This is a genomic window from Campylobacter concisus, from assembly GCF_002913765.1.
Taxonomy (GTDB): domain Bacteria; phylum Campylobacterota; class Campylobacteria; order Campylobacterales; family Campylobacteraceae; genus Campylobacter_A; species Campylobacter_A concisus_BB.
On sequence record NZ_PPCH01000008.1, the window covers coordinates 19,594 to 45,428 of the forward strand.

General features: G+C 41.1%; 27 protein-coding genes. 3 read left to right on the forward strand and 24 right to left on the reverse strand.

Annotation, left to right across the window (positions count from 1 at the left end; all coding sequences use genetic code 11):
- Position 1: 1 nt before the first annotated feature.
- From CYO89_RS02350 to CYO89_RS02410, 13 genes are all read right to left on the reverse strand, one after another.
- Entirely contained in the window at positions 2 to 2,116 is a 2,115-nt protein-coding gene (locus tag CYO89_RS02350; protein ID WP_103597009.1) for a TonB-dependent siderophore receptor, read from the reverse strand.
- A complete protein-coding gene (locus tag CYO89_RS02355; protein WP_258032500.1) occupies positions 2,113 to 3,150 on the reverse strand; it encodes a PepSY-associated TM helix domain-containing protein in 1,038 nt (345 codons plus the stop codon). The genes CYO89_RS02350 and CYO89_RS02355 overlap by 4 nt, the downstream gene beginning before the upstream one ends.
- A gap of 776 nt (positions 3,151 to 3,926) precedes the next feature.
- Positions 3,927 to 4,334, reverse strand: coding sequence for a tetratricopeptide repeat protein (locus tag CYO89_RS02360; RefSeq protein ID WP_103597011.1), 408 nt, complete (start codon positions 4,332 to 4,334; stop codon positions 3,927 to 3,929).
- Between the two features lie 131 nt (positions 4,335 to 4,465).
- Positions 4,466 to 5,293: an ABC transporter permease gene (locus CYO89_RS02365; protein ID WP_009295293.1), complete on the reverse strand. Its 828-nt coding sequence runs from the start codon at positions 5,291 to 5,293 to the stop codon at positions 4,466 to 4,468.
- Positions 5,286 to 5,939 carry an ABC transporter ATP-binding protein gene (locus CYO89_RS02370; protein ID WP_103597012.1) on the reverse strand — a complete coding sequence of 218 codons (654 nt, stop codon included), beginning with the start codon at positions 5,937 to 5,939 and terminating at the stop codon, positions 5,286 to 5,288. Before CYO89_RS02370 ends, CYO89_RS02365 begins: the two co-directional genes overlap by 8 nt.
- A gap of 9 nt (positions 5,940 to 5,948) precedes the next feature.
- Positions 5,949 to 6,848 (reverse strand): NapH/MauN family ferredoxin-type protein, encoded by a 900-nt coding sequence (locus CYO89_RS02375; protein WP_002941641.1) that lies wholly within the window; start codon positions 6,846 to 6,848, stop codon positions 5,949 to 5,951.
- Between the two features lie 2 nt (positions 6,849 to 6,850).
- Positions 6,851 to 7,312, reverse strand: coding sequence for a c-type cytochrome (locus CYO89_RS02380; RefSeq protein WP_103597013.1), 462 nt, complete (start codon positions 7,310 to 7,312; stop codon positions 6,851 to 6,853).
- Entirely contained in the window at positions 7,309 to 7,860 is a 552-nt protein-coding gene (locus tag CYO89_RS02385; RefSeq protein ID WP_103597014.1) for a c-type cytochrome, read from the reverse strand. The genes CYO89_RS02380 and CYO89_RS02385 overlap by 4 nt, the downstream gene beginning before the upstream one ends.
- A complete protein-coding gene (locus CYO89_RS02390) occupies positions 7,857 to 8,534 on the reverse strand; it encodes a 4Fe-4S dicluster domain-containing protein (protein WP_103597015.1) in 678 nt (225 codons plus the stop codon). The genes CYO89_RS02385 and CYO89_RS02390 overlap by 4 nt, the downstream gene beginning before the upstream one ends.
- Positions 8,527 to 9,783, reverse strand: coding sequence for a nitrous oxide reductase family maturation protein NosD (locus CYO89_RS02395; protein WP_103597016.1), 1,257 nt, complete (start codon positions 9,781 to 9,783; stop codon positions 8,527 to 8,529). Before CYO89_RS02395 ends, CYO89_RS02390 begins: the two co-directional genes overlap by 8 nt.
- On the reverse strand, positions 9,776 to 10,531 hold the full coding sequence (locus CYO89_RS02400; RefSeq protein ID WP_103571961.1) for a cytochrome C: 756 nt from the start codon (positions 10,529 to 10,531) through the stop codon (positions 9,776 to 9,778). The genes CYO89_RS02395 and CYO89_RS02400 overlap by 8 nt, the downstream gene beginning before the upstream one ends.
- A gap of 81 nt (positions 10,532 to 10,612) precedes the next feature.
- Positions 10,613 to 13,201 (reverse strand): Sec-dependent nitrous-oxide reductase, encoded by a 2,589-nt coding sequence (nosZ, locus tag CYO89_RS02405; RefSeq protein ID WP_103597017.1) that lies wholly within the window; start codon positions 13,199 to 13,201, stop codon positions 10,613 to 10,615.
- 12 nt (positions 13,202 to 13,213) lie between these two features.
- Positions 13,214 to 14,032, reverse strand: a complete 819-nt coding sequence (locus CYO89_RS02410) for an ATP-dependent protease (RefSeq protein WP_103597018.1) — start codon at positions 14,030 to 14,032, stop codon at positions 13,214 to 13,216.
- Positions 14,033 to 14,449: 417 nt separating this feature from the next.
- On the opposite strand from CYO89_RS02410, the gene moaC reads away from it, so the two are divergent.
- From moaC to CYO89_RS02425, 3 genes are read left to right on the forward strand one after another with little or no spacing between them, the layout of a single operon-like run.
- Entirely contained in the window at positions 14,450 to 14,926 is a 477-nt protein-coding gene (moaC, locus tag CYO89_RS02415; protein ID WP_181001873.1) for a cyclic pyranopterin monophosphate synthase MoaC, read from the forward strand.
- Complete coding sequence (locus CYO89_RS02420) at positions 14,901 to 15,167, forward strand: HP0495 family protein (protein WP_103597020.1); 267 nt, start codon at positions 14,901 to 14,903, stop codon at positions 15,165 to 15,167. Before moaC ends, CYO89_RS02420 begins: the two co-directional genes overlap by 26 nt.
- A 9-nt stretch (positions 15,168 to 15,176) precedes the next feature.
- Positions 15,177 to 16,415 carry a hypothetical protein gene (locus CYO89_RS02425; protein WP_103597021.1) on the forward strand — a complete coding sequence of 413 codons (1,239 nt, stop codon included), beginning with the start codon at positions 15,177 to 15,179 and terminating at the stop codon, positions 16,413 to 16,415.
- Between the two features lie 69 nt (positions 16,416 to 16,484).
- Here CYO89_RS02425 and CYO89_RS02430 read toward each other — a convergent pair whose 3' ends face one another.
- The 11 genes from CYO89_RS02430 to CYO89_RS02480 all read right to left on the reverse strand — a co-directional run bounded on the left by CYO89_RS02430 (position 16,485) and on the right by CYO89_RS02480 (position 25,762).
- On the reverse strand, positions 16,485 to 17,279 hold the full coding sequence (locus tag CYO89_RS02430) for an undecaprenyl-diphosphate phosphatase (protein ID WP_103597022.1): 795 nt from the start codon (positions 17,277 to 17,279) through the stop codon (positions 16,485 to 16,487).
- Positions 17,280 to 17,336: 57 nt separating this feature from the next.
- Complete coding sequence (tkt, locus tag CYO89_RS02435; protein ID WP_103597023.1) at positions 17,337 to 19,247, reverse strand: transketolase; 1,911 nt, start codon at positions 19,245 to 19,247, stop codon at positions 17,337 to 17,339.
- 108 nt (positions 19,248 to 19,355) lie between these two features.
- The gene (locus CYO89_RS02440; RefSeq protein WP_103597024.1) at positions 19,356 to 20,255 is read right to left on the reverse strand and encodes a polyprenyl synthetase family protein; all 900 of its coding nucleotides are present in this window, start codon (positions 20,253 to 20,255) and stop codon (positions 19,356 to 19,358) included.
- Complete coding sequence (locus CYO89_RS02445) at positions 20,252 to 21,361, reverse strand: DUF7488 domain-containing protein (RefSeq protein WP_103597025.1); 1,110 nt, start codon at positions 21,359 to 21,361, stop codon at positions 20,252 to 20,254. Before CYO89_RS02445 ends, CYO89_RS02440 begins: the two co-directional genes overlap by 4 nt.
- Positions 21,358 to 21,672 (reverse strand): YbaB/EbfC family nucleoid-associated protein, encoded by a 315-nt coding sequence (locus CYO89_RS02450; protein WP_002941513.1) that lies wholly within the window; start codon positions 21,670 to 21,672, stop codon positions 21,358 to 21,360. The genes CYO89_RS02445 and CYO89_RS02450 overlap by 4 nt, the downstream gene beginning before the upstream one ends.
- Positions 21,673 to 21,675: 3 nt before the next feature.
- The gene (gene panD, locus CYO89_RS02455) at positions 21,676 to 22,023 is read right to left on the reverse strand and encodes an aspartate 1-decarboxylase (protein WP_002941539.1); all 348 of its coding nucleotides are present in this window, start codon (positions 22,021 to 22,023) and stop codon (positions 21,676 to 21,678) included.
- Positions 22,024 to 22,040: 17 nt separating this feature from the next.
- Positions 22,041 to 22,610 (reverse strand): hypothetical protein, encoded by a 570-nt coding sequence (locus CYO89_RS02460; protein ID WP_103597026.1) that lies wholly within the window; start codon positions 22,608 to 22,610, stop codon positions 22,041 to 22,043.
- Positions 22,611 to 22,628: 18 nt separating this feature from the next.
- Positions 22,629 to 23,912 (reverse strand): UDP-N-acetylmuramoyl-L-alanyl-D-glutamate--2,6-diaminopimelate ligase, encoded by a 1,284-nt coding sequence (locus CYO89_RS02465; protein ID WP_103597027.1) that lies wholly within the window; start codon positions 23,910 to 23,912, stop codon positions 22,629 to 22,631.
- Positions 23,890 to 24,444 (reverse strand): hypothetical protein, encoded by a 555-nt coding sequence (locus CYO89_RS02470; RefSeq protein WP_009295268.1) that lies wholly within the window; start codon positions 24,442 to 24,444, stop codon positions 23,890 to 23,892. The genes CYO89_RS02465 and CYO89_RS02470 overlap by 23 nt, the downstream gene beginning before the upstream one ends.
- On the reverse strand, positions 24,431 to 24,706 hold the full coding sequence (locus CYO89_RS02475; protein ID WP_009295267.1) for a NifU family protein: 276 nt from the start codon (positions 24,704 to 24,706) through the stop codon (positions 24,431 to 24,433). Before CYO89_RS02475 ends, CYO89_RS02470 begins: the two co-directional genes overlap by 14 nt.
- Before the next feature lie 135 nt (positions 24,707 to 24,841).
- Positions 24,842 to 25,762 (reverse strand): NrtA/SsuA/CpmA family ABC transporter substrate-binding protein, encoded by a 921-nt coding sequence (locus CYO89_RS02480; RefSeq protein ID WP_103597028.1) that lies wholly within the window; start codon positions 25,760 to 25,762, stop codon positions 24,842 to 24,844.
- Positions 25,763 to 25,835 lie beyond the last annotated feature (73 nt).

A 25,835-nucleotide genomic window follows, 5' to 3' on the forward strand; every position in this document is an offset into this window, starting at 1 on the left:
GCTAAAACTTATAGTTAAAGCTGAGATTAAAGGTGCGTGGATCGCCATAAACCATCATGTTTTTGCCGATACCTTCGTAGTATTTTTTATTAAAGAGATTGTCGATATTTAGCTGCACATCAAAGTTTTTACCAAATTTATATCCAAACATCAAATTTGCCAAGGTGTAGCCCTTTTGTGTGATCTCACCTGCGCCTTTGCCAGTGTAAATTTTGCTCTTATACATAGCTCCAGCTCCTACTCTAAAGTCCCTAAATTCATACTTTGCAAATAAATTTGCCGTGCTTCTTGATGAGTCGGTGGCATATTTTTCACCATTAGCATCTTTTGCGTTAAAGTGCGTTGCACCAAAGCTTAGGCTTAAGTTTTTAGTGATCTCGCCGTTTAGATCTAGCTCGACACCCCTGCTTGTCACGCCTTTGCCAGCTTCATATATGTCGGCATTTGTCGCTGGATTTTTCTTGCCAGTCTTTACGCCAAGCTTGTCTTGCACGATCTTAAAGACGCCAAGACTTGCTTGAAGCGCCCCGTCAAGATACTCGCCTTTGATGCCCACTTCATAGTCCTTGCCTTGGATAGGATCAAGATATTTGTCATTTGCATCTTTTACGGTTTGAGGTTTAAATATGCTCGTGTAGCTAGCATATAGAGTGTGGTTTGCTCCGATGTCGTAAGTGACGCCAAGATATGGTGTGATCTCATTTGTGAAATTTCTATTGCCTTTACCACCCTCGATCTCGTATTTGTAGTAGCTCACCCTAGCACCTAGCAAAAATTTAAGCTCATCGGTGATTGATAGTTTATTTGCCGCGTAAAATGCCTTTTGTATCGTTTTGTCTTTATTGTTTTGATCTTCGTAAGGAAATTTTGGATCATCAAGGTGCAAATTTTTAAAGTCTATCCTACTTCTTGCCGTATAAGCAAGCCCAGCTGGCGTAGTCCTTTGCAGCCAGTAGCTACTTACCTTATCGCTACTTTTTTTATAGTTGTTATACATCGCGCCAAAGACAAACTCATGGGATAAATTTGCTATCTCGTAAGGGATATTTGCGTACGCATCGACGTTGTGGATGTTCTCCTCTCTTTTGTTTGCATAAGCGCTAAGACCACTCATATTGCCGGTGCCATCTAAATTTACCGCTCCGCCGTAGTAGAGTAAATTCGAATCAGTGTTTGCCCGTCTAAATGAGTAGCTTAAATTTAAGCTTGCTTCATTTTCAAAGTAGTGCTTAAAATCAGCGTAAAAATCAAGCGTTTTTATGTCCCATCTAGTCCAAGGCTGAGAGAAAATTTCATTTTTACTAAAATTTGTCCTAGAGCCATCTGTGTAAAAAGCTGGCATGCCCCCCCATCTAACACCGTGGCGTTTTAGCTCTTGATAAAACGCACCAAGACTAAGCCATGAGCTATCACCTATATCACTATCGACTACGCCGTAAATCGCGCTATTTTTGCGGTTGTAATAATCCATATAAGAGTGCGACTTCTCATGCATAAAAGAAAGCCTCGCTCTGACGCTTCCACTCTCATTTACAGGCGTTTGCACATCGCCATTTACGCCGTATCTATCGTATGAGCCAGCACTTACACCAAAATTTCCTTTTAGCTCCTTTGAGTCTGCTCTTTTTCTTATGAAATTTAAGCTTGCAGCTGGGTTGCCAGCGCCTGCAAGTAGGCCATTTGCCCCTTTTACCACCTCAACTCTCTCATAAGGCAGCAAGCTCATATCATTTGCGCCAAGGCTAAAGCCGCCAAAGCTAGGCATCGAATCAAGCAAGTAATAATCTATCGCAAAGCCACGAGCCGTCGGATATACGCGCTCGTCCCATTTATTTAGCGTGACGCCAGGGACATTTCTAAGAAGCACCTGATAGTCCTTGATGCCTTGATCTTTTAGCCTGGCCTCTGTTAGCACAGTTAGCGACTGGGGCGTTTGACGAGAGGTTAAATTTAGCCTAGTTGTACTCTTTACAAGCTCTTTTGCAAAATAGTTTGCGTCGTCTCTTCGCTCGCTCTCCACGACATCGACCGCTTCTAAAACCTTCTCGTTTTCACTAGCATAAATTTGAGGCAATGCCAAATTTAAAGCAACTAAGCTAAGTAAAATTTTTTTCATTTTTTTCTCCTTTTAAATTTTCTAAACCACAGATAAAGCCCTGATATACTCAAAACTAACGGTGAGATGCCCACTATAAACCAGATAAATTTTGTAGTTTGGTTGTAGTTTCCAAAGTGCGATCTTCTAAAGGCTGAGAGGATTTTCTCGCTTAAATTTGCATTTTTTATGTCTAGGACGCTAACTAGTTTGCCGCTATCTTTGTCATAAGTGATCACGCTTGAGTATTCGTTATGCAAGAAACTTTGCCACATCACGTAGCCAAAGATGCGGATGTTTGCCCCTTGCATGAAAGGCAGCGAGATAAAATGTGGCTCAAAGCCTTTGATCTCCTTTTTCGATCTAGTCACCAGCTCATCAAGGGATAAGCTCTTGTTATAAATTTTTGCGTCTATCACGAAGTCACCTTTAAACTCTGGCGCGCGTGCCATCTGAAATTCCCACCAAGCGCCACTTATGCAAATGAGTAGCAAAACTGGCGTGCAAAAAATTCCTATTATCTTGTGGATGTCGTTCATGAAAACATTTAGCCCATTTACACGCAGCCTAAGCAGAGTTAGCCAAAATTTACGGTAGATCACAAAGCCGCTAATGCAGATAAAAAATGTAAAAATAGCTGTTAGAAAGAGGATAATGTTGCCACTTTTCTCAAGCAAGAGCTCCTCATGGATATGCGCCAAAACTCCGAAAAATCCCTCATCGTGTGCCAGTGGCTCACTCTTTATCTTGCCACTAAAAGCGTCAAAATAGATAAATTTCCACTCTTTTTTGCTGTCGTTATGCTCGATTAGCCAAATTTTGTCGCATTTTTTAGGGTTTGCATCGATGTTTATGCCAACCATCTCGTAGCCGCTAAGCTCGCTTGCGACGATATCTCTTAGCTCATCAAAGCTGATCCTTTTGCTCAAATTTTCTTTGTTTAAATTTACATTTACGATATTTGGGTTAAAAAGGCTATTTAGCTCGTCTTTATAAACTAGGATCGCCCCGCTAAAGCAAACTACGACAAGCGGGATAAAAAAGAGAAGCGACAAATATGCATGCACCTTGTAAAAAAAGCTTTAAATTTAAAAATTTCACCCCTTTTGCCACCTTTATAAAAGTTAGTCTTGATAACAGCTCGCAATTTTATAAGATTTTTGCTTTTATAATTTTTAAAACCATTATCAAAATATAATTTTAAAAAGAAAGTGACGTTTGTGAAATTTGAGTTTAGAAAGGTAAAAAATTTGATTTAAAAAAGAGAGACAACTCCTCTTTGTGTAAGCGGAAAAGCCAGAAAAGGGGGAAGCAAAGTCTTAACCGCTACAAAAAGGAGGGTCCGTTTAGGACGATGAAATATTATTATTTAAATATAAATTTTAATGAAATTTTTAGTTAATAAAAAAGAAATTCTGCGTAATACTAAAGTCAATTACGATATTTAGGCATTTTCTAAAGAAATTTCTCTTTTAAAAAGGTAAAAATATATGCTTTTACATGAAAGCAAAAATCACATTTAAAATTTCATTTTTATTACTATTAAACGTGGTTTATAATGTTTAATTTAGCGACGTAAAAAAGGTATCTCGCTAAATGCGCTTAAAAACTCGGACAAATTTTCTTTATCAAGTCAGATAAGTATCGAGCAAATTTTAAAATTTCATGAACGAGTAATTTCGGCTCCAAAATTTGAGCTAAGCTACAAGCGAAGCCAAATTTTAGTAGTCAATTCTTGCGAGTGAGTGAAAGTTTAAAATTTGCAAATTTGCTTCGTCAATTTATATAAGTGTCAAGTAAATTTTAAAATTTGCAAAAAGCTTTATAAATCTTAATTCTTAGGCACGAGTTCTAAGACGTTGCAAGCTCGTTTGCTGCCCATTTTGCAAGCTTTATTAAGGGCATTTGCAGATAGATCAAAGCTCTGCTCTACGCCGTTTCCTTGCAGATATTTTGTAGCTAGCTCGTAGCAAGCTTCGCTGCTGCCATTTTCGCAAAGCGACTTAAATATCTCATAAGATCTAACCAGATCTCTCTCCACGCCAAGACCTCGGCCTAGCATGTCAGCATATAAAAAGCAAGAGGTTTTGTCTTTGTTCTCGCACTCGCCTGAAAGCTTTTTAGTAAAGCTCTCGCAAGCTTTTGCGTCACTTTTATTGATGCAGTTTTGCATATTTTCATCCCAGTTTGCGCTTAGAGATAAAACGCCAAAGGCTAAAAATAAAATGGATTTTTTCATAAATTTCCTTAAGAGATAAACCCCCTTTGGGGGAAAGGGGGTCATTACAAAAAGGAGGTTTCTTGTTGGACAAGTGGAATAATACAAGCCTCGTCTAAATTTAAAGCCAACTCTTATTTAACAAAAAACAATCAAACAAGATCTCTCTTGCTAAAGCCCAAATAGCCGCAAACTAGCAAGATCGCGCCAAGTACCAAAGGGTAGATGATAGCGTAAGCTACGAAGGTCGCTTTTGAAAATGTGCCTAAGATAAAGTAAGACGCAGTGCCGATGACTGCTAAATTTGGATCAAAAAGGCTAAGCGCTGCTATCCTAAAAAGCTCGATCGGATTTAACATCGCGATAGAGTAGATGACGTACTCATCGACAGAGCTTCGCATAAGCAGCCCAATAAGCGCTAGGTCGATAAAAGCTAGCATGATAAGCCAGAGCAAAAACGCCACGCCTTGACCTGTTTCTTGATTTTTGATAAGGCTTGAGATGAAAAAGCCAAGCGATAAAAAGACGATACTTAGGCTAAAAAGCAGGCCAAAGTAAAGCACCAGCACGCCCCAAGGTATCGACACGCCCTTTATAAAGCCAACCACCACGCAAAGCAAAAGCGAGAACAAAAGCGGCACAAAAACGACAAAAGTCCGCCCAAGCGCCTTGCCAAAATAGTACTCTTTAAGGCTTAGTGGGAAGCTTAGCACGTACTCAAGCAGGTTTGTGTCCCTATCTTGATTTATGCTTCTAACGGTTGAGATGAGGATAAATATCGGCACGATGATGACGCAAATTTGTATAAACAAAAGTAGCGCCCTTGTTAGCCCAGAAAAGCCAAGCACGCGCGAGTCGGTCACTCCGCTAAATAAAAATCCTATCATCAAAGCAGAAAAAAGAAGCGCATAGATCGCAAACCACCTCGAGCGAAACGACTCTTTGACGTCTAGTTTTGCTATTAAAAAAAGGTTATTCACTCTTGCTCCTTAAATTTTCTTCTTTGATGATCTTGCCAAGGTCCATATAGACGCATCTATCAAGCAGATGAGCGATCTCATCTATGCGGTGCGAGATGAAAACTAGCGTCTTTTTTTGCGTGAAGTTATCGAGCAAATTTTTAAAAGACTCCCTTGCTTTTACATCTAAATTTGCCGTTGGCTCGTCAAACATCAAAATTTCGCTATCTTTGGCAAATGCGATGGCTATTAACATCTTTTGCTTCATACCGCCAGAGAGTTTGTAAAAGGACTTATTCAAATTTGCATGCAGGTCAAGCTCTAAAAGCTTGCTAAATTTCTCAATATCTTCAAATTTGACATTTGAGCTTTTGCAGACAAACTCGCAAAGCTCACGTAGGCTAAATTTAAGCGGTGGCGGGGTTTGCGGCACAAATGATATAAATTTTAGCGCCTCTTTTCTATCTTTTAGGGTATTTACGCCATTTATCGCGACGCTTCCGCTATTTGGCACAAACTCACCCAAGATGATACGCATGAGCGAGCTTTTGCCAGCTCCATTTTGCCCAAGTATCGCTATCTTTTCGCTAGCTTTTACATTTAGACTGACGCTATCAAGTATCTTTTGCGAGCCAAAAATTTTCGTTACTTCTTTTATATCTATCAAAAAATTTCCTTATATGAGTTTCTTAAAGCCGTTGTCAAATTTAAGCGCATCTTGGTGGCAAACGTCGATACACCTGCCACAAAGCGTGCAGTCAGCCCCAGCTATCCTAAAGAGCTTTTTACTATCATCAGTTTTTGCCCCCTTTTTTGTCATAAAAAGCACGTGTGGCACTAGGCAAACATCGGTGCAAACCAAGCAGTGATCGCACTTTTCTTTATCCCAGCTGACCTTTATCGCATTTGGCTTAGCCAGTAGCGAGTAGGTCGCTCCAACAGGGCAGACATACCTGCACCATGCCCTGCGTGAGAAGAAAATTTCCACCACAAGCATAGCTACAACAAGCCAGATAGCGTGAAAGTAGCCATAGATGATAAATCTTGAAAATATCCCAACGACGTTAAAAATTTCAAAGACAAGACTTGAGCTAGCAAAGCTAAGAGCCAAAAACAAAATGGTAAAAGCATATCGCCACTTTGTGTCAAAAACTCGCGGTTTTACTATCTTCTTGGCGCGTAAATTTTCGTGAATTTTCTCAGCTATCTCGCTTATGAGTGAATACGGGCAAACCCACGAGCAAAAGCCCCTGCCACCAAAAATGATGTAAAAGGCTAATATACTAAGCGAGCCAATTAGCAAATTTACATGAATTTCATGCGTTGCTAAAAAGACTTGCAAGCTCATAAATGCATCTGCTAGGTGAAAGCCAAGTATCCTTGAGGCGCTGATGTCACCCTCTAAAATTTGCACATCGACCCTATAAGAGAGCACAAATAAAAGATGCACTAGCACGATGGTAAAAATTCGCCAAAAACGTATGCTTGGGCGCTTTTTGCCATCTTTTGTAGTCGTTATTAGCGTGCTTAGAAAGCTTACATTTCTAACTGTCGCACGAACGTTATATTTATCCATTTTTACTTTTTAAATTTAGAAATTTCATCAGCAAGGCTGTTTAGATCGCTGTCGCTAACGTTTGTAAGCAGTCCCTTCATAAGCGTGTTTTGCACCTTGCCAGCCTTGTAATCAGCTAGTTTTTTTAGCAGATCCTCTTTGCTTAGATGAGTGATATCAGGCGCTACTATGCCTTTGCCATTTGCGCCGTGGCACGGAGCGCAAGAGGTTAGGTATTGCTTGCTAACGCCTTCATTTTGCGTCTTAGCCACGCTTAGGCTTAGCTCTTTTACCTTTTTTAGCTCATCTTCGCTGGCAAATTCCTCGCTAGACTTTGACTGCTCTTTTGAGATATTTTGCTCCACTTTTGGCTGAACGCTAGCTTCTACTTTCTCCTTTTTAGGCGGAGTTTGGCTTAGCATAAACACCATGATGCCACATATCAGCACCGCTAAAATGATCGTTATGATTTTTCCGATTTTCATTGTTTGCTCCTAAACTGCGCATTAAAATCGCTTATCTCTTTGGCTAATTTTCTAATCTCACTTTCATCCATCTTTTTAACAAGATCACGCATCAGCACATTTACTTTCTCTTTGTTTTTATAAGCGTTTATCATCTTATAAATTTCATCCTCGCTCTTTGTTAGAAGCGATGGTCCGATGATGCCATTTGCATAGTCGTCGTGGCAGGCTGAGCACTTTGTGATGAAGTCCTTGCTAAGTCTGCCCTTTATAAGCCTTAAATTTATAGTTTGAAGCGGGCTTTTTACCATGGCAAGCGCTCCGATCTGGCGGCTTACGTTGTTATCTTCAAGACCAAATTTAACGCTTTTTTCGCCGTGCATGTCGTATTTTATAAATTCATTTTGCTTATTTGCACTCTCGTTGTTTTCATTTTTTTCGACCTTTATGCTAGCACTTGTCGCTACTTTTGCACCTTGCTCGCTAGCAGCCTCTTGCGCTTTGTCCTCACTCTTTTCACAGCCGACAAATAGCAACGCAGCAGCTATTAAAGGTATTATTGCTCTCATTTTTTCTCCTTGTAAATTTCATCATAGCTCATCTTTGGGGCGATATTTATGATCTTTGCTGGGCAGACCTCAGCGCAAACGCCACAACCCACGCAGCCATTTTTTATAAGTGGTAAATTTGCCTCGCTCATTGCTATCGCGCTATCGCCAACTGGACAAAGCGTGACGCAAAGATCGCAAATTTGATCGATCTTGCCTTTTATCTTATCTTTTAGCGCCTCTTCTCTGTCGTTATAGGCTTTGCGATCAAGCAGATGTTTAACGTCAGCTTCGCTTAAATTTTCTCTTTTCACGCTCAAACAGGCAGCCGTGTCACTTAAAACTGCAACGCCCATTTTGACATCACCCACGACCTTTGTGGCGTGATCGAGCGCACCGCTAGGACAGGCTAGCACGCATGGAAAAAGGTCGCACAAGTAACATCCTCGCTCTTTGGCGTCGATGTGAGCTGAGCCACTTGAGTAGCCATCTTCTATATCAAGTAAGCTTATACTGTGATAAGGGCAGACTTGTACGCACTGACCGCATTTTACGCAAAGATCATCAAAGTCATCAACAGCACCTGGCGGTCTAAGATAGAGCTTGTCACCACTACTTTTTGGCAAAAACTTGCCTATGGCGTATCCAGCCACCGCTGCAGCTGAGCCAATTATCATAAAATTTCTTCTATCCACGTTTCGCCTTTAAAGCGTTGAAATTTGAAACATCAAGCGGTTTTATCCTAGGCGAACTATCTTCAAGTAGCTTTATCGGTTCAGAAAATGGAGCGAGTTTAGCTAAGAAATTTAAGACGCTAAAGACGCTTGAGCCATAGAAAAACTGCAAATTTGGATAGTACTGCCAGAGCTTATCGATGTATGAGAGGTGCAAAAATGGCGTGTCGCCGTAGCCATCTTTATCTCTATCAAAGCTCTCATACTCATCATAATAATTCTTACTCCATCTGTTTAGTAGCATCTTTTCGCCCGGGGTATCGTTTACGACGATGTCCATGTTGCCGATAAAGTCGTTGTTTTCAAAGATGCTTGTGCCTTGTGTGGCGTGAAAATAGACGCCAACTACGTTGTGTAAAATTTTATTGCCTATAAAATTTATAGTTGATCCCGGCTGAAAAGGCGAGTTATCAAGCAAGATGCCACGCGCGTTATAGACAAGGGTGTTGTTTTCTATCGTAAAGTCAGACACGTCCTTTAGCCCGATGCCGATACCAAAGGCGCCGTCGCTATCCATAACGAGATTGTTTTTTATATTTGAGCTAGCTGAATACATAAAAAACATACCAACAGCGTTGCCGATAAATTCGTTATTTTCTACTAAATTTTGATTAGCATACATGAAGTGAAGCGAATATCTGCTGCCAACTGCTTTGTTGCTTAGAAATTTATTGTGGCTTGCGTACCATGCGACCATGTCACGGCTGTCGCGGATGTTGTTGCGCTCGATCAAATTTTCATGGCTATACCAAAGTCTCACCGCATCGCCTCTAAAGCCAAGGCTAGCGCCCTTTTTTGAGGTGATGTTGTTTTCAGTGATCTTTGAGCTGCTGCACTCTTTAAAGTCAATCCCAAAAAGCACATCACTTATGTCGTTTTTAGAAATTTCAACGTTATTTGCCTTGTCACAGCCTATGCCAGCGTCAAGCTCGCCAAGGTCGTTGCCACTGCCACTTATCTTTAAATTTTTAAGTGTCACGTTTGAAGCGATGATCTTTATAACGCTGCCCTTGCCGTCACCTTTTATGTGGGCATTTTTGCCTTCTCCGATGATAGTAAGAGGCTTAGAAATGATTATATTTCCTTCATAAACGGCATCCCCTAGTTTTATCACATCGCCAGGGTTAGCGTTGTTTATCGCATCTTGAAGGACGTTTGCAAAGCCAAAAAGTGGCAAAAAAACAAGGGCAAATTTAGAAATTTTACGCATTTAGCTCTTTTTTCTTTGAAAATACCGCAAGTATGCAAAGCACGCTCATCACCATCATCACCCAAAAGCCGATAGTTGGGTATGAGTGCGTTGTAAAGTGCGCCACGCTACCATCGCCTAAGACTGTTGGCATGAATGGCTTGATCTTAAAGGCGCCCCACTCTTGCATATTGTGTCCATACCAGTATAGCCAGCCCACAAATGCGCTCATAAATAGCACAGGTGCGATGATCGTTGGCACCATGAGAAGTGAGTTAAATTTACCGTCATAGTATAAAAATGCAAGCATGCAAAGTGTAGCGATGAGTAGATAATAAGGTGCGATCGCTCGCTCGACATTGCCACCATGCTCCATAGGATACATGCCGATGTAGTGGTTTATCGTATTCATCTCGTGCACGTCGCCACTATATCCATCTACGTGAAAATATACAGGGATGCCATCTGGAAAGGCTGCCTTTGGATAGTTTGGCGCTTCAAGAGATACGTACCAGATTGGGAAAGATGGCGTGCCTATCTCTGCTTTTTGCTCGATCATCTTATGAAGATCGCTTGCCACCTCTTTTGGCAAAAGGTGGTTTTTATACTGAAATGAGCTATAAAGATCGTAGATAGTGTAAGCATAAGATGGTAGCTCGTCGCCGTTAGCTATACGCTCTTTTGCTCCATGCCAGCCAAGAACTGGCAGAGTAAAACAAACGCTCATGATGATTAGTGCAACAATGGTATAAATTTTATATTTACTCATAATCTCTCCTTTAAATTTTAAAATTTAGCCTAGCAAAAGTTAAATTTTAAAATTTAAAAGGGGCAAAAATGCCCCTTAAAACTACATACCTGCGTTTTCGTCTATCCATTTTAGATACTGGATGATATTTTTGATCTCTTCGTCGTTCATGTGCTGATTTGGCATTCTAAGTTTAAAGAAATCAATCATCGCTTTAACGTAGTCGTCGTTATAGAATTTAGCAGGGTCTTTTATAAAGTCTGCTACCCATTTTTCGCCATTTTCATGTCTTAGCAAGACACCAGTTAGGTCTGGACCTGAGCTTACTTGACCGATAACGTGGCAGCCATTACATCCACCTTTTAGATAAGCTTCTTCGCCTTTTGCAGCAGCTGGGCTCATCGGAGTTGCGATCTCTTTAGCTAGGTTGTTTTTAGCTCTTAGACCAACGTCAGCAGTTTTAACCATGTATTGCCATACTTGGTACTCCCAAAGGATAGCGCCATTTACGTCGCCTTTTTTGTAAGCTTCGTCAGCTTTAGCTTTTACCTCTTTGATGTGGCCGTATTGATCAAGTGCGTCATCGACCAAAGCTTTTACTTTTGGATATTTCTCATAATGTTTCTCTTTTAGGTATTTAACAACCTCTTGGATAACATCATCAGTAGCTTTGTTAGTTGCGATTACTTTGTCATACTCAGCTTTTAGAGCCTCTGGGCTTAGAGTTTTTAGCTTGCTATTTTTTGCAGATTCGTATTTTTTATTTGGATCTTTAACAAGCAAGTAACCCATCATCTCTAGGTGAAGTGCTGAACAAAACTCGGTGCAGTAGTATGGGAAGACACCTTCCATATCAGCTACGAAATTTACTGAAGCAGTTTTGCCAGGCTCTAGTGAAGCGTGGATGTTGTAAAGGTCGATGCCAAAGCCGTGAGTCTCATCTTGAGCGCGCTCTAGGTTTGTTAGGTGAATTGTTACGTTATCGCCTTTATTTACCTCGATGTGCTCTGGGTTGATGTGGCTTCTGATCATTGTCGCATAGACAGTTACGTTTTTGCCGTTTCTCTCAACTCTTTCTTGACCAGCTAGAGTTGCATATGGGCTAGCCTCGCCTGTTCTTGAGTTTGTACCCATGTTGTAAGTAAGCGCTGGGCTTAGCTTGCTAGCAGCGATTGAGACAACGTCGTGTGGCTCACCAAGTGGGATAGGCATATCGTAGATTAGCTCCATTTTTGGACCATTGATGTCGATTAACTGGTGGTTTTGTGGATGGAGTGGGCCAACTGGGTTGAAGCGATCGATTGAAAGTTTATCAAGAGCGATTGCGTATTTGCCAACTGGTTTTGCTGATTTTCCCTCCATTGTGTCAAGGTGACCGATGTTGTAATGAACATTTACTTTATCAAGCACTTTTAAATTTTTGTAGTCCCATTTTACGATTTGACTATCAACGTAAAGTGAAGTATATACTACGCCATCTTGTGAGTCAAATGATGTATGCAGTGGTCCAAGGCCAAGTTCTACTTGTCCGTGCATTGTCTTTTCTCTATCTAAGATAGGTATGCCGTATGGGTCAGTGCCAGCGTACTCTTTTTTGTCGATTAGCTCTTTGATCTTTTTAAAGTCATAAACTGATGCGTGAGTATCAAGCTTGCCACCAACGATGATGTATCTACCATCTGGTGTTACGTCACAACCATGTGGGCTCTTTGACTCTGGGATCAAAAATAGTGCCCCAGCTTTTACAGCAGCCTCTATCGTAACTACCCTGTGGCCATTTATAACTTTGTAGTTTTTCTTGTCTTGTGCAAGTTTTTCTAAAATTTGCCAGTTATAAACGTGTAAGAAGTCGGTGTCGTTTCTACTTGCACCTGCCTCAAATGGAGGAAGGCCTTTTTCGATACCACCTGTATACATCTCGCTATTTATTGAGTTTGTAAAGCCCCAGCCGTAGCTCTCGCCCTTACCAGCGTCACTTAAGTCTTGCCAGTATGGAGGAAGCTCAAGTGAGAAAGATGCTTTCTCGTCGATCTTGCCTTTTGGATAGTCAAATTTCCAAAATGTCACAGCGCCTCTATAAACGGCTTCGTAGTCGTCCATAGAGTGGTAGTTATCATCAAGTGGAGCTGCGTACTGGCTGGCTTCGATGACATACTCGCTGTTTGGAGTGATGAAGCTACCGCCGTGGTCGCTCTTCATGATAGGGTTTACGACCATTTGAGTTGTCTCAAAGTCTTTTAAATTTATAACAGCGATCCTTGGGTTTGCCTTGTCGTTGATAAATAGATAATCACCAACATACTCACCATTTTTCTCAGTGAAATTTGGGTGGTGTGTATCGCCCCAAGTTATCTCTTTGCCCCTGATGTTGCCTTGTTTTAAAACAGCTTTTGACTCATCGTCATAGCCATATCCTTGCCAAGGCTCTGGGGTGAAAACGCCGATGTATTTGTAAATTCTCATCGACGGAACGCCATAAACTAGCACTTGACCACTCTGCCCGCCAGATGAAAAGACGATGAAATCATCTTTTTTACCGCTTGGCTGGTAAGTCTTAGCAGCTGCAAGGACATCTTTTTCGCTTAGCCCGCGCTCTTTCATGACTTTTTCAAGGTCACTACTAGCAGCACAAGCAGCAGTTAAAGATAGCCCAAGCAGTGCAGCACTTGCGACACAAAATAACTTTTGCATTTACTCTCCTTTTTAAAATGAATTTATCTCTAAACTCTTTGTCTTATTACCTAGATCCACGCCAACAAGCACGTTTTTATCTATAAAAATTTCTTTTATCTCGCCGCTAAAAAGCTCTTTTTTACCCTTTAGCTTAAAGCTTTTGTCAAATTTATAGATCACTCCGTCCTCGCCAGCTACCAAAACCTCATCTCCCGCGCAAGCAAGAGCTGAAATTTTAGATCTTAAAACTTGCTTTTTAGCTCCACTTTTAAGATCTAAAATTTCTCCGTTTCTAAAGCCTATGAAAATTTCATCATCGCTAAATTTACAAGCGCTAATGGGCGCAAAGCCAACGCTTTTTTGCTCTTTTGCGTTAAGCTTGTTATCAAGCAAAAATGCCTTGCCATTAAAGCTTGTAAAAAACACTCCCCCGCTAAGCGGCAAAAAGCTAGAAATTTTATAAACATTGTTAAAATTTTTTGATATAAATTTTTTAGAACTCTTGTCAAAAGTAGCGATCGTTACGACATTTGCCATATCGCAAGCGACGTAAATTTTCTCTTTATCTAGCAAGATATTTGAAACCTTACAGCCGACATTTGGCAGTGCAAATAAAAATTCCCTCTCGCTAGCTACCTTTACGATCTCGTTGTTTAAATTTGCAACGTAAAAAGAGCTCTCATCATAAGCACATCTTTGATCTTTGTAAATTTTCTCCTTTAGTCCTAGGCTTTTTGTCTCGCCATCTTTTACAAAGATGATGTTTTGACTATTTTCATCAACGAAGCAGCCCTTACTCTCAGCAAAAAGCGCTATCAAAGATAAGCTAAGACATAGCAGAAATTTCATTATCTAGGTTGCTTTCATCGTAAATTTAAAATTAACAAAAATATACATATTCATATCTTAAAAGCAAATTAGAAGTTAGTTTGTTTTCTTAAGCTTTTAAAGAAAAATATCAATAATTTTTTTTAAATTTTGCCATTTACAATAAATAGACTTTGGAATTTAATGGATAGAAATATATTTTTGATAAAATTTATTATCTATAAAAATTCGTATTTTAGGCTTTCTTTGCATTAAAAATTTAAATTATAAATATTTCTTTAAAAAAATTATTTAAATTATATAATTATATTAAGAAATGAAAAATTTCTCTTGCGTTTTGAGCGAGGGCTAAATTTTAGGTTTTTGATATTTTTTGCTTAAATTTGCTGATAACTTAAATTTGTTTAAATAGGCTATAATCCACCAAAAAAAGGAGAGATAATGCTAACACATTTAGATGAAAAAGACCGTCCAAAGATGGTCGATGTAAGCCCAAAAGATCCAACTAAAAGAGTAGCAACTGCTAGTGGGATCATCAAAATGAGCAAAGATGCTTTTAAGGCGATCAAAGAAAACACAGGCAAAAAAGGACCAGTCATCCAAACAGCCGTTGTCGCTGCGATAATGGGCGCTAAAAAGACAAGCGAGCTAATACCTATGTGCCATCCACTGGCCATTTTAGGCGTGGATTGTGACATCGAGGAGCTGCCTGAAATTTGCGCTTTTAAGCTTTTTGTAAGCGTAAAGATAGAGGGCAAAACAGGCGTCGAGATGGAGGCGCTAACAGGCGTAAGCGTGGGACTTCTTACTATTTATGATATGGTAAAAGCCATAGATAAAGGTATGGAGATCGGAAGCATCGTACTAGAGAGCAAAACAGGAGGCAAAAGTGGCGAATATATGCGATCTAAATAACAAAAAGGCAAAAATCGACTACCCAACACACTGGGAGTATAAAGTGATATTTGACGCTGGCGTAAATGCCGAAGAGAAGGTAAAAGAGATAGTAAAAGATAGAGAATTTAAGCTAGTTTTTTCAAAATTTAGCAAAGATAAAAAATACGCTAGCTACGATCTAGCTGTGCTAGTTTTAAGCGAAGAAGAGAGGCTAGAGATTTTTTCAGCGCTAAAACACGAAACAAAATACGTTTTATAAGGCAAAAATATGGATAAACTTGAGAAAAATTTACGTGATTATAAAGATAGCGAGGGGCTACTAACTAGCATAAAGGCTCTTTGCAACGACTTTTTTAAGGACGTCTCAGACAAAGACGAAAACACACTGCCTGATCTTTTGAAGCAAAAGATGAACGAGCTTTACGACAAGATGGATAAAGAGAGCCTCATAAGTGCCAAAAATCTAAAAAGCGCTATGGAGGGGATAAATCAAGCTCTAGTTAGCGGCGAAGAGAAGGAGCTTTATGAGCTATTTGATAAAAGAGATGAGATAAATAGAGCCATCGAGGCAAAGCGTGAAGAGATAAAAAATAGGCTAAAAATTTCATTTGAAGCGGCTGAAGAGGTCGTAAAAGATAGAAATTTTGGCGAAAAAGAGGAAATTTTAGAGCTTTTAAACAACGCCATTATCAGAGAAACAAGGATGCTTGGCATCTTAAAAGAGAGCGCTCAAATCGCCTTTTTAACAACACTTGAAGGCGCAAAAGATGTCGAAGAGACCGCTGGCGCGATAGCTAAAAATATGACCTACGCTGCGATAAGAGGCGGGGAATTTAGCAAAGAGCGAATGTTTGAAATTTCAAAAAATATCATCAGTGCAGCGGGGAATTTAGCAAATGAGGGGCACATCTTTGCAAAAGAGCTCATAAAAGGCGCGATAAATGGCACGAGAGATGGCATTTTAAGAGCTATTGAAAAGCTAAAAGATGAGGCTAAATTTGCTCCAGACGAGCTAAGGCTAAACTCACAGCTTTTAAATTTAAAAAACGTGGATGAAGAGTTTATAGCGCTTCTTAAAGAGCTTGAAAATGAATTTGACGGCGTGGCTAAAAGCGAGATCGAAAGCGTGATAAATAGCGAGCTTGACACAAATCTAGCAAAATTTAAACGCATAAGCGATCAAGCGATGGAGCAGATCAGCTCAAGGCTTGAAGAGCTAAAGTCAAACGGCGTTGCAAAGTTTGTGAGCGAGGCGAACAATAAATTTGAAGCCCTAAAGCAAGAGCTAAACGACAAGAGCAAAAAGCTAAAGCTAAATTTTGACGCAAACGATAAGCTTGAAGGCCTCAAACAAGATATCGCAGAGTTTGAGAAAAAAGCAAATGATAAGCTTGAAGACATCAAACAAATGGATATAAAATCAGAAGCTAAGAAATTTGGCGACAGAGCATATCAAGCCGCAAAAGACTTCATAAACGTCATAAAAAAAGATAAAAAAGAGGAGTAAATTTGCCAAGTTTTTGGCAAATTTATCATTTTGGCTAGGTCTTAGCCTAGCCCTTTTCATCACTTAAATTTATAAGAATAGATAGAGTAAAAACGCACCCAAGATCAAGCGGTAGATGACAAAAGGCAGCATCCTGATCCTTGAGATGATCCCCATAAAAAGCTTCACGCAGATATAAGCACTAACTGCACTTATGATGACGCCAAGGGCGATGTCGCTCCAAGGAAGCGCGTTTGGATCTTTTATAAGCTTGATGCTCTCAAGTCCGCCAGCTAGGATGATGACAGGGATCGAAAGTAAAAATGAGAAATTTGCACTGCCTTTATGGCTAAATCCTAAAAAAAGTGCCGCTGTCATCGTTATGCCTGATCTTGAGACGCCAGGGATGAGTGCCACAGCCTGCGCTAAGCCTATTATGAGGGCAAATTTTATGGTCATTTCGTATTCGCTCTTGTTTGATGAGCGAAGGTCGGCAAAGTAAAGTGCGATGCCAAAGATGATAGTTGTAACTGCGATCACAACGCCGCTTCTTGCGTACTCTTCGATCACGTTGTTAAACAAAAGCCCAAAGATGCCAACTGGGATAGTGGCAAATCCCACGCACCAGACAAGCAAGCTATCGCCAACCATCTTTCGTTGCGCTATCGAGGCAAAAAAGTCGCGAAGTAGCTTAAAAATCGTATCTTTAAAATAAAAAAGTATCGCGCTTAGCGTACCAACATGCACTGCCACGTCAAAAGCAAGCCCTTGATCTGGCCAGCCAAGTAGCTTTGGCACCAAGATGAGATGAGCCGAGCTTGATATCGGCAAAAACTCGCTTATGCCTTGCACCAAGGCCAAAACGATAACGTGAGAAATTTCCATAAAATGCCTTTTTGATTTTAGATTGCAGCTGGGGATTTTACTCCCCAAAGTTAAATTTTATATAAGTTCGCTAGCAAAATTTGCAAGCTTTTTCGGAGTAAATCCGAAGTGGTCAAATAGTTCATTTGCCTTGCCGCTAGCGCCAAAGCTGTTCATACCATAAACTGCGTCGGCAAATTTATACCACTCATAGCCAGTTGCTGCCTCAACTGCGATGATGGTTGTGTTTTTATCTAAAATTCTAGCCACATACTCAGCTGGCTGCTCGCAAAGTAGGTCAAAACAAGGCGCTGATACGATATTTGCACCCACACCTTGCTCAGCTAAAAGTGCAGCTGCTTTTACGCAGAGTGAGACCTCGCTGCCGCTTGCTATAAATGTGATCTTCGCATCTTTTGCCGAGCTTACAAGATATGCGCCGTTGCTAACCTCGCCAAATTCGCCTTTTGCAAGTGGGTCAAGCCCTTGGCGGCTAAGCACAAAGGCACTTGGAGCGTTTAAATTTAAAGCCACTTGCCAGCTAGCTGCGTTTTCGTTGCCATCAGCTGGGCGAAAAGTGTAGAAATTTGGCATCGCTCTAAATGTGCTAAGCTGCTCGATAGGCTGATGTGTCGGACCATCTTCGCCAACGCCGATGCTATCGTGTGTGAAGACAAAAAAGTGCTTGATGCCCATTAGCGCTGCTATCCTAGCACTTGGCTTTAGATAGTCGCTGAAGATAAAAAATGTCGCTGAAAATGGCAAGAAAAGACCGTATCTAGCGATGCCGTTGTTGATAGCTGCCATGGCGTGCTCTCTGATGCCGTAGTGGATGTTTTTGCCATTTGGGAAGTCGCCCATACCCTTTAGCTCGGTCTTGTTTGAAGGAGCAAGATCAGCGCTACCGCCGATAAAGCCAGGGAGTTTTTTAGCTATCTCATTTAAAATGACATGGTTTGTATCTCTTGTGGCTAGCTTTTTATCGCTAAAGTCTGGAAATTCGATCTTGCTAAAGTCTGGATTAAGAAGTGAATTTAATAAATTTTTGCCTTCAATGCTTAACGCCTCAACCTTTTTGTTCCACATCGCCTCTTCAAGATCGCCCTTTTCAACTGCACCTCTAAATCTTAAAAGCACGTCCTCATCGATAGCAAATTTCTTCTCAGGGTCAAAGCCAGCTGCGGCCTTTGCCTTCTTGATGATCTCCTCGCCAAGCGGTGCGCCGTGGCTATGGTGGCTGCCTTCAAGCTCCATTGCGCCGCGTGCTATGTGTGTGTTTGCGATGATGAGATATGGCGACTCTTTCTCGCTTGCTTGCTCAAGTGCAAATTCGATCTGGTTGTAGTCGTGTCCGTCGATGCGTGCGACCTCCCAGCCCTGCGCCTCAAATCTTGCCTTGACGTCCTCGCTAAATGCGATCGCTGTATCGCCCTCGATCGTGATGTTGTTTGAGTCGTAGATTAGCACAAGGTTGTCTAGTCTTAAATTTCCTGCGATCGAACATGCCTCGTAGCTTATGCCCTCTTCAAGATCGCCGTCACCACAAAGACAGTAAATTTTATGATCGATTATTTTATTATCTGGCTCATTTAGCACGTTTGCAGCGTATTTTTCTGCCATGGCTAGACCAACTGCATTTGCTACGCCTTGACCAAGCGGGCCAGTAGCCATCTCAACGCCTGGAGTGTGAATTTCTGGGTGTCCTGGGGTGTTTGAGCCAAGTTGGCGAAATTTCTTAAGCTCATCTAGGCTTAGATCGTAGCCGCTTAGGTGCAAGAAGCTGTAAACCAAACTTGATGCGTGACCACCGCTAAAAACGAGCCTATCTCTGTTTAGCCATTTTGGATTTTTAGGGTTGTGTTTTAAAAAGTTGCTTAAAACCACCATGATATCAGCTAGGCCCATAGGAGCACCTGGGTGTCCGCTGTTAGCGTTTTGCACCATATCAGCGCACAAAAATCTTATAGTATCGGCTTGTTTTTTTAGCATATGATCTCCTTTTTATTGCGTCAGATTATACAAAAAAGTGATTAAAACTTGCCTTGCATTTTTGCCCAAAATGTCTAAAAAGTGATATAAATTTACGAAAATTACGCACTATCTTAGATGCTTGTCTGTAAGCTCTAAGATCATTTTTGCGATATTTGCATCTACCTGTTTTAGCGCCTCTTCTATCTGGCAAATTAGCTCATCTTTTTTCTTTTTTGCACCAGATAGACCAAGTAAATTTGTAAATGAGTTTTTAGCTAGATCGTTATGCACGGGCTTTCCAGCGGCCGCTTCGTCGCTTGTAAGATCGATGATATCGTCTTGTATCTGAAAAGCAAGCCCAAGCTTTAGGCCGATATCGTAAATTTTCTCGCACTCATTTTCAGCTAAATTTGCTATCACAGCGCCCATTTTTAGGCTAGCAGCGATGAGCTTTGCGGTTTTATGGATGTGCAAAAAGACTAGCTCATCAAGGCTTAACATCTTGCCAGAGAGGCCAAATTTAGCCTTTGCTCTTTTTATATCCTCTTTGTTTGTATTTTCAAAAAAACAATCCAGTGCCTGACCTAGCACCATACCGCTAACGCCAGCATTTTGGCTTAAAATTTCAACGCATTTTATACGAGTGTCAGCTGGCAAGTTGGCACGTGAAATTTCATAAAAAGCATGCGTATTTAGCGCATCTCCTGCAAGTATGGCAGTAGTCTCGTCGTATGTGACGTGAAGCGTTGGTGTGCCGCGTCTTAGGCTTGCGTTATCCATAGACGGCAGATCATCATGGATGAGCGAGTATGTGTGCATCATCTCAAGTCCCAAAGCCACTCTCATCGCCTTTTGCGTGAGGCTTTTATCGACATTTTCCACCACACCAAGAAGCAATAGCGCCCTAAAGTGCTTGCCTCCAGCCTTTAGCATAACGCCAAGCGCCTCCTCGTAGTAAGGATGAAAGCTCGGTGCTTTTGGCAAATTTGCATTTAGAAATTTTACGAAGTCCTCAAGTAGGCTCATTTTGGCACTCTTGCAAAAAACTGAAAGTCATTTCTAGTAAATAAAAGCACGAAATTTTGCAGATCGCTGATCTTTTCTAAAAGCTCCTCGCGGTTGCTCACACTCTCTTTGTTGTAGCCTAAAATTTTATCGCCTATTTTGATGCCAAAGATGTCAGCATTTGACTTTGGCTCGACCTTAGTAACGACTAAATTTTTATCAACCGTGATACCATAATCCACCAAAACTTTATCATCTAGCAAGCTCTCAGGCGACTTTGGCATGACGTTTAAATTTGGCAGATCAAGGCTTGAAGGGGCGTCAATGTCTAGGCTTTGGTTAAATTTCACATCCCCGCTTACTGGCACTTGAAAGAGTAGTTCTTGCCTATCACGCTTTACAATGATGTCCAGTTTTGCGCCTTTTGGAGCAAAAAGCACCATCTCATTTAGCTCTCTTAGGCTCTTTGGCTTGATGCCATTTATCGTAACAAGCTCATCATCAACCATCATCATCTTGCCGCGACCCAAAGGATCAACAAGACCCACAAAAAATTTATCCTCTTTTTGCAAGAATTTCACGCCGATATCGCCGTAATATACGTCATCGTAAGATACAAAGTGCTTTAGATAGCGATTTGGTATAAATTTATCAGCTCCAACAGCTATGCCTATCATCTTACAACAAGGGGTGTTTATCTCGCCAGTTGCGTTGTACTCGAAGCTTAGCGTGTCAAAGTCGCCTAAATTTTGCCCCAAAGACTTAATGTGACCCATGACGGTGTTATTAGAGTCGTTTAAGATGCCAACCCAAGTGCTCTTTTTGATGCGCTCCTCATTGGTCTCATCAGCCATCACAACAGGGCTTAGCTCCTTGCTAGAGCGCACTAAGAAAAGCTGCAAATACGGGTCAAATTTGACATATTCGCCAAGCGGAGCTCCGTCACTTTTTGGCACTGCAATCAAATTTTTAGTGATAGCCACGCCAAAGTGTTTATTTACCGAGACGATTGAGTTTTTGTTCTTTTCAAAGCAGGCGTTAAAGTCCTCTTGCGTAGGCCTAGGATCGGCGTTTAGGCAAAGCGCTGATAGCAAAAAAGCAAGGGCAAATTTATATTTTAGTCTCATTTTATCCCCATCGAAGCAAGACCGCCAAGCATCCTTGAAGCGGTGTTTTTCTTATCGGCCTCAACTGATTTTAGCACGTCATTTACGGCGCTTATTAGCAAAATTTGCATGCTCTCTTTATCTTCAAGCAAGCTATCATCTATGCTGATATCAAGTATCTCGCCGCTGCCGTTTGCTCTAACGCTCACTAGCCCGCCGCCACTTTTTGCGCCAAATTCTTTATTTTTGCTCTCTTCTTCCATCTGTTTGGCTTGCTTTTGCACATCTTCAAGCATCTGCCCCATCTTTGAAAAGTCAAATCCCTCAAACATCGCCTACTCCTTTATGATCTCGTTTTTGTTATTTACATGCACGATGGTTGGCTTAAATTTCTTAGCCTTTTTAAATTTCATACTAGCATAAGCCACGATGATGACCACGTCGCCAACGCAGACCTTTCTAGCAGCCGCGCCGTTTAGGCAAATTTCGCCTTTTTTGCCCTTTATCACGTAGGTGGCAAATCTCTCGCCATTATTTACGTCTAAAATTTCAACCTTTTGATTTTCTATCAAATTTGCAGCCTTTATAAGCTCCTCGCCGATACTGATCGAGCCAACGTAATTTAAATTTGCGTCTGTTACGACGGCCCTGTGGATCTTACTAGCTAAAATTTCTATATTCATTTTCCGCCTTGTTTAGTTTATTTGCACTCTATCACTGGTCTGTTTGCTAAAAATTTCTCGTTAAATTTCTCTGCCTTTAGCGTCTTTTCTAGCTCGTCAAGGGTTTTAAAATTTCTAGCAAAAGATACGCCGACTAACCCGCACTCGCTCGTTTTTGTAACATCTAGTGTTATCTCGTAGCTGTTAAATTTTGGATTATTTGGCTCTGGATAGTAAATTTCCTCGCGGTAAGAGCTGTCACTACCTATCTTTTCTATCTTAAATTTGCCCTTTTTTGGATCTGTGGTTTTTTTTATCGCTGTTATAAAATCATCTATGTTTTTGATGCTTGGCGCATAGGTAACGCTGATTAGCTTACTCCATCCATAGCCACCCTCATCTTCCAAATAATACTCCACCGTAAATTCATTTTGGTATTTTTGGTGATAAATTTGGCCGTCATACTCTATATTTTGAGGTAGGTTGCTCACCAGATAGCTCTTTTGGTTTGCGCTAGATTGTAGCTTTTGCGGCTCTTTTTGAGCAGTGGTACATCCTAGTAGCAGCGCACTACAAGCAGCTACAAAGGCTAAATTTAAAATCCTCATCGTTTTTCCTTTCGTAAGTTATCTAGATAAAATTTCAAGCACCACTTCTTTGTCGCTAAATGGGTGCTTGACGCCCTTTATCTCCTGATATGGCTCGTCGCCTTTGCCAAGTATGACAAGCGCCCAGCCGGGTTCTAGCTTACTAATGGCTAGAGCGATCGCCTCTTTGCGGTTGGCGTTTCGTATCAAATTTTCATTTTGGCTCATGCCAGCGCAAATTTCATCGATTATGCTCTCTGGCTCTTCGCTTCTTGGATTGTCACTAGTGACTATGCAAATTCTTGCGTATTTTTGGGCTATCGCTCCCATTTTAGGGCGCTTTGTCCTATCTCTATCGCCGCCTGCGCCAAAGACTGCGATCAAATTTAGATGTCTAAGCGAGTTTAGCACCTTTTCGATGCCATCTGGCGTATGGGCAAAATCCACGATGACTAGCGGATCGGTGCTAACAACCTCCATCCTGCCGCTCACGCCTTTAAATTTACTTATCGCCTTTGAAAGTGCGACTGCGTCTGGGCGCTCTAGTAAGCAAACTGCGCCAAGGGCTGCTATTAGATTGTAAAGATTAAACTCACCTTGAAGGCTTGAGTCTATCTCCACATCGCCATTTGGCGTCTTGATAACTGCGTCTATGCCGTCTTTTAGCCCATAAACTATCGGCGCAAAGCTAGCTGGCTTTTTGAGCGCGTATGTGTAGGCGTTTTTTGGGTTAAATTGAACTCCGCCATCGTCAATGTTTATGAGTTTTACGCTCTCATCGTCAAAAAAGCTTGATTTTACCCTAGCATACTCCTCCATGCTCTTGTGGTAGTCAAGATGGTCTTGAGTTAAATTTGTAAAAATTTTTAGCGCAAATTTCAAGCTCTCTATGCGTTTTTGAGCGATCGCATGCGAGCTAACCTCCATCACGAAGTACTCACAGCCCTGCTCGCTAGCTGCTTTGAGATATGAGAGCGTCTTTAAAATGGCACTTGTAGTAAGCGCCTTGTCATCTATCTGCTCGCCCTCTATAAACGCCCCTCTGGTGCCACTTAGGCCGCATTTTTTGCCTAAATTTCGCAAGGTCTCGTATATAGCTGCAGCCGTTGTGGTCTTGCCATTTGTCCCTGTGATACCAACTATTTTTAGATTTTCATCGATCTTTAAAAGCTTTTTGCACTCTTCAAGGGTGATTATCTTAGCACCATTTTTTACTGCGTCCTCTGCGAATTTCGCATTTGCAGTAGTTTGCACAAAGTATGCACCATGTTCGCACTCGTTTGAGTCATCTGTTATGAAGCTATTTTCTACTGATATTTTCATCGTTTTGTCTTTTTTGTATCTCTTTAAAAAGCTGGTCTATACGCTCGTCGCCGCCAAACATCACCGCCGCACTCTCAAGGTAGTTCATGCTCATATCAATGAAGTCATTTTTTATCAAATTTCCTAAAAATTCCAAAAAATCGTCTTTGTTTGAGATCATGACCTTGGTTGAGAACATGATGTTTTCAAAGACCTTTTTAAAGCTGCCGTCCTTATAAACAGCCCTTTTAAAGTCCTCGTAGCTGATCGCGTCTTGCTCTTCAAAGTACTCGCTCTCCTCGTCTCTGGACTCTAAAATTTTTAAAATTTCCTCCACGCCCTCGTCGTCTTCGCCGGCTCTTACTTTCGCCATGTAGTAGTCAAACAAGAGCTTTGCTTCTTCGGCATTTTCCTCGCCAAGAGAGCAAATTTGTATCAAAAATAGCAAATTTTTCTCCTGCGTCTTTTCGTAGGCTAGTGAAAAGTAAAAGATCGCATCTTTAAATTTAGAGCGCTTGAAATATTTTATGCCTATTTTTTTATAATCTATCAATGTCAAATTCCTCGCCGATCGGAACATTTATGACCTCAAGCTCTGGGTGAATGTCTATGCGAAGCTGCCTTTCGATGCCGTATTTTAGCGTGGTTGTGCTAGCTGCGCATCCGTGACAATGTCCTGTTAGTCTTACGTAAATTTTGCCGTTTTTTATGCCAAGTAGCTCCATGCCGCCGCCATCATTTTCAAGCATAGGCAGCACCTTTTGCAAACTCGCAGTCACTGGTTTTAAAAGCTCTTCATCACTAAATGGGATCATATTTTTTCCTTAAATTTTTTAGCTATTATAGCAGATAAAGTGCAAACAAACGTTTTCTAGGCTTTTGCTGGGGGCATTTTGGCTTTAAATTCTGGTGTTTTTTGTGGAAAAAAAGGGCAAATTTGCCCTTTAAGTTTAGTTTAGTAGAAGTGATTTTATATCAATTTTATGTTCAATCATCTTGCTCTCAAGCATAAATTCTTGCGTAGCCTCAAGCGCTTTTATATCATCAGCCGTGATCTTTGAGCTAAAGTCGTACTGAGGATACATGCTCTTTACCGCCTCTATGCTAAGCCCAGTCTCTTCGGCTGTAAATTTAAGCGCCTCGTCCTCATTTGCTTTGATGTAGGCTAAAATTTCATCCTGAGCCTTTTTAAATTTCTCAACTACATCTTTATGCTTTTTATAAAACTCTCCGCTTGTGGCAGTGACGATGACTGGAGTGATGACGCCTTTGCCAGTTGTCACTACATTTAGGCCTGATTTTTGAGCATTGTAGGCCGCTGGTCCTGCAAGAAGCGCTGCATCGACGCTGCCGTTTTCAACTGCGGCTTGCGCAGCTGGTATGCCCATAGAGATGAACTCTACGTCGTTTATGCTAAGTCCGCCAAGAGCTAGGTATCTAACCAAAAGCTCGTTTAGGATAGTGCCTTTTGGGCCTGCTACTTTTTTGCCTTTTAGATCTTTTGGCGACTTGATGTTTTGATCTTTTGAAAATATAACAAAGGCTTCAGGTGCCCTTGAATAGGCACTTATGATCTTTATATCAGCCTTATTTGCAGCTGCAAGTATAACCGAAGTGCCACCCACGCAGTTTAGAAACTGGAGAGAATTTGAAGCGAGCGCTTGCGTCTGCTTCGCACCTGAAGTGATCTCAGAGTACTCAACCGGCACGCCAAAAGACTTTGCGTAAAAGCCTTTAAATTTATCAACGATAGATGGGACGTTTAGCGGCGATTTGACGTAGGTCATGCCGATCTTATCTAAGCCTTCGCTTGCGTTTGCGACTAGGCAAAGCAAAGAGGCCGCATACAAAACCTTAAAAAACTTTCTCATACTTACTCCTTTTAAAAATTTTCAAGATTATATATTTTTTTGCTTCATTTTGGTTTTAATTATCATTTTATTT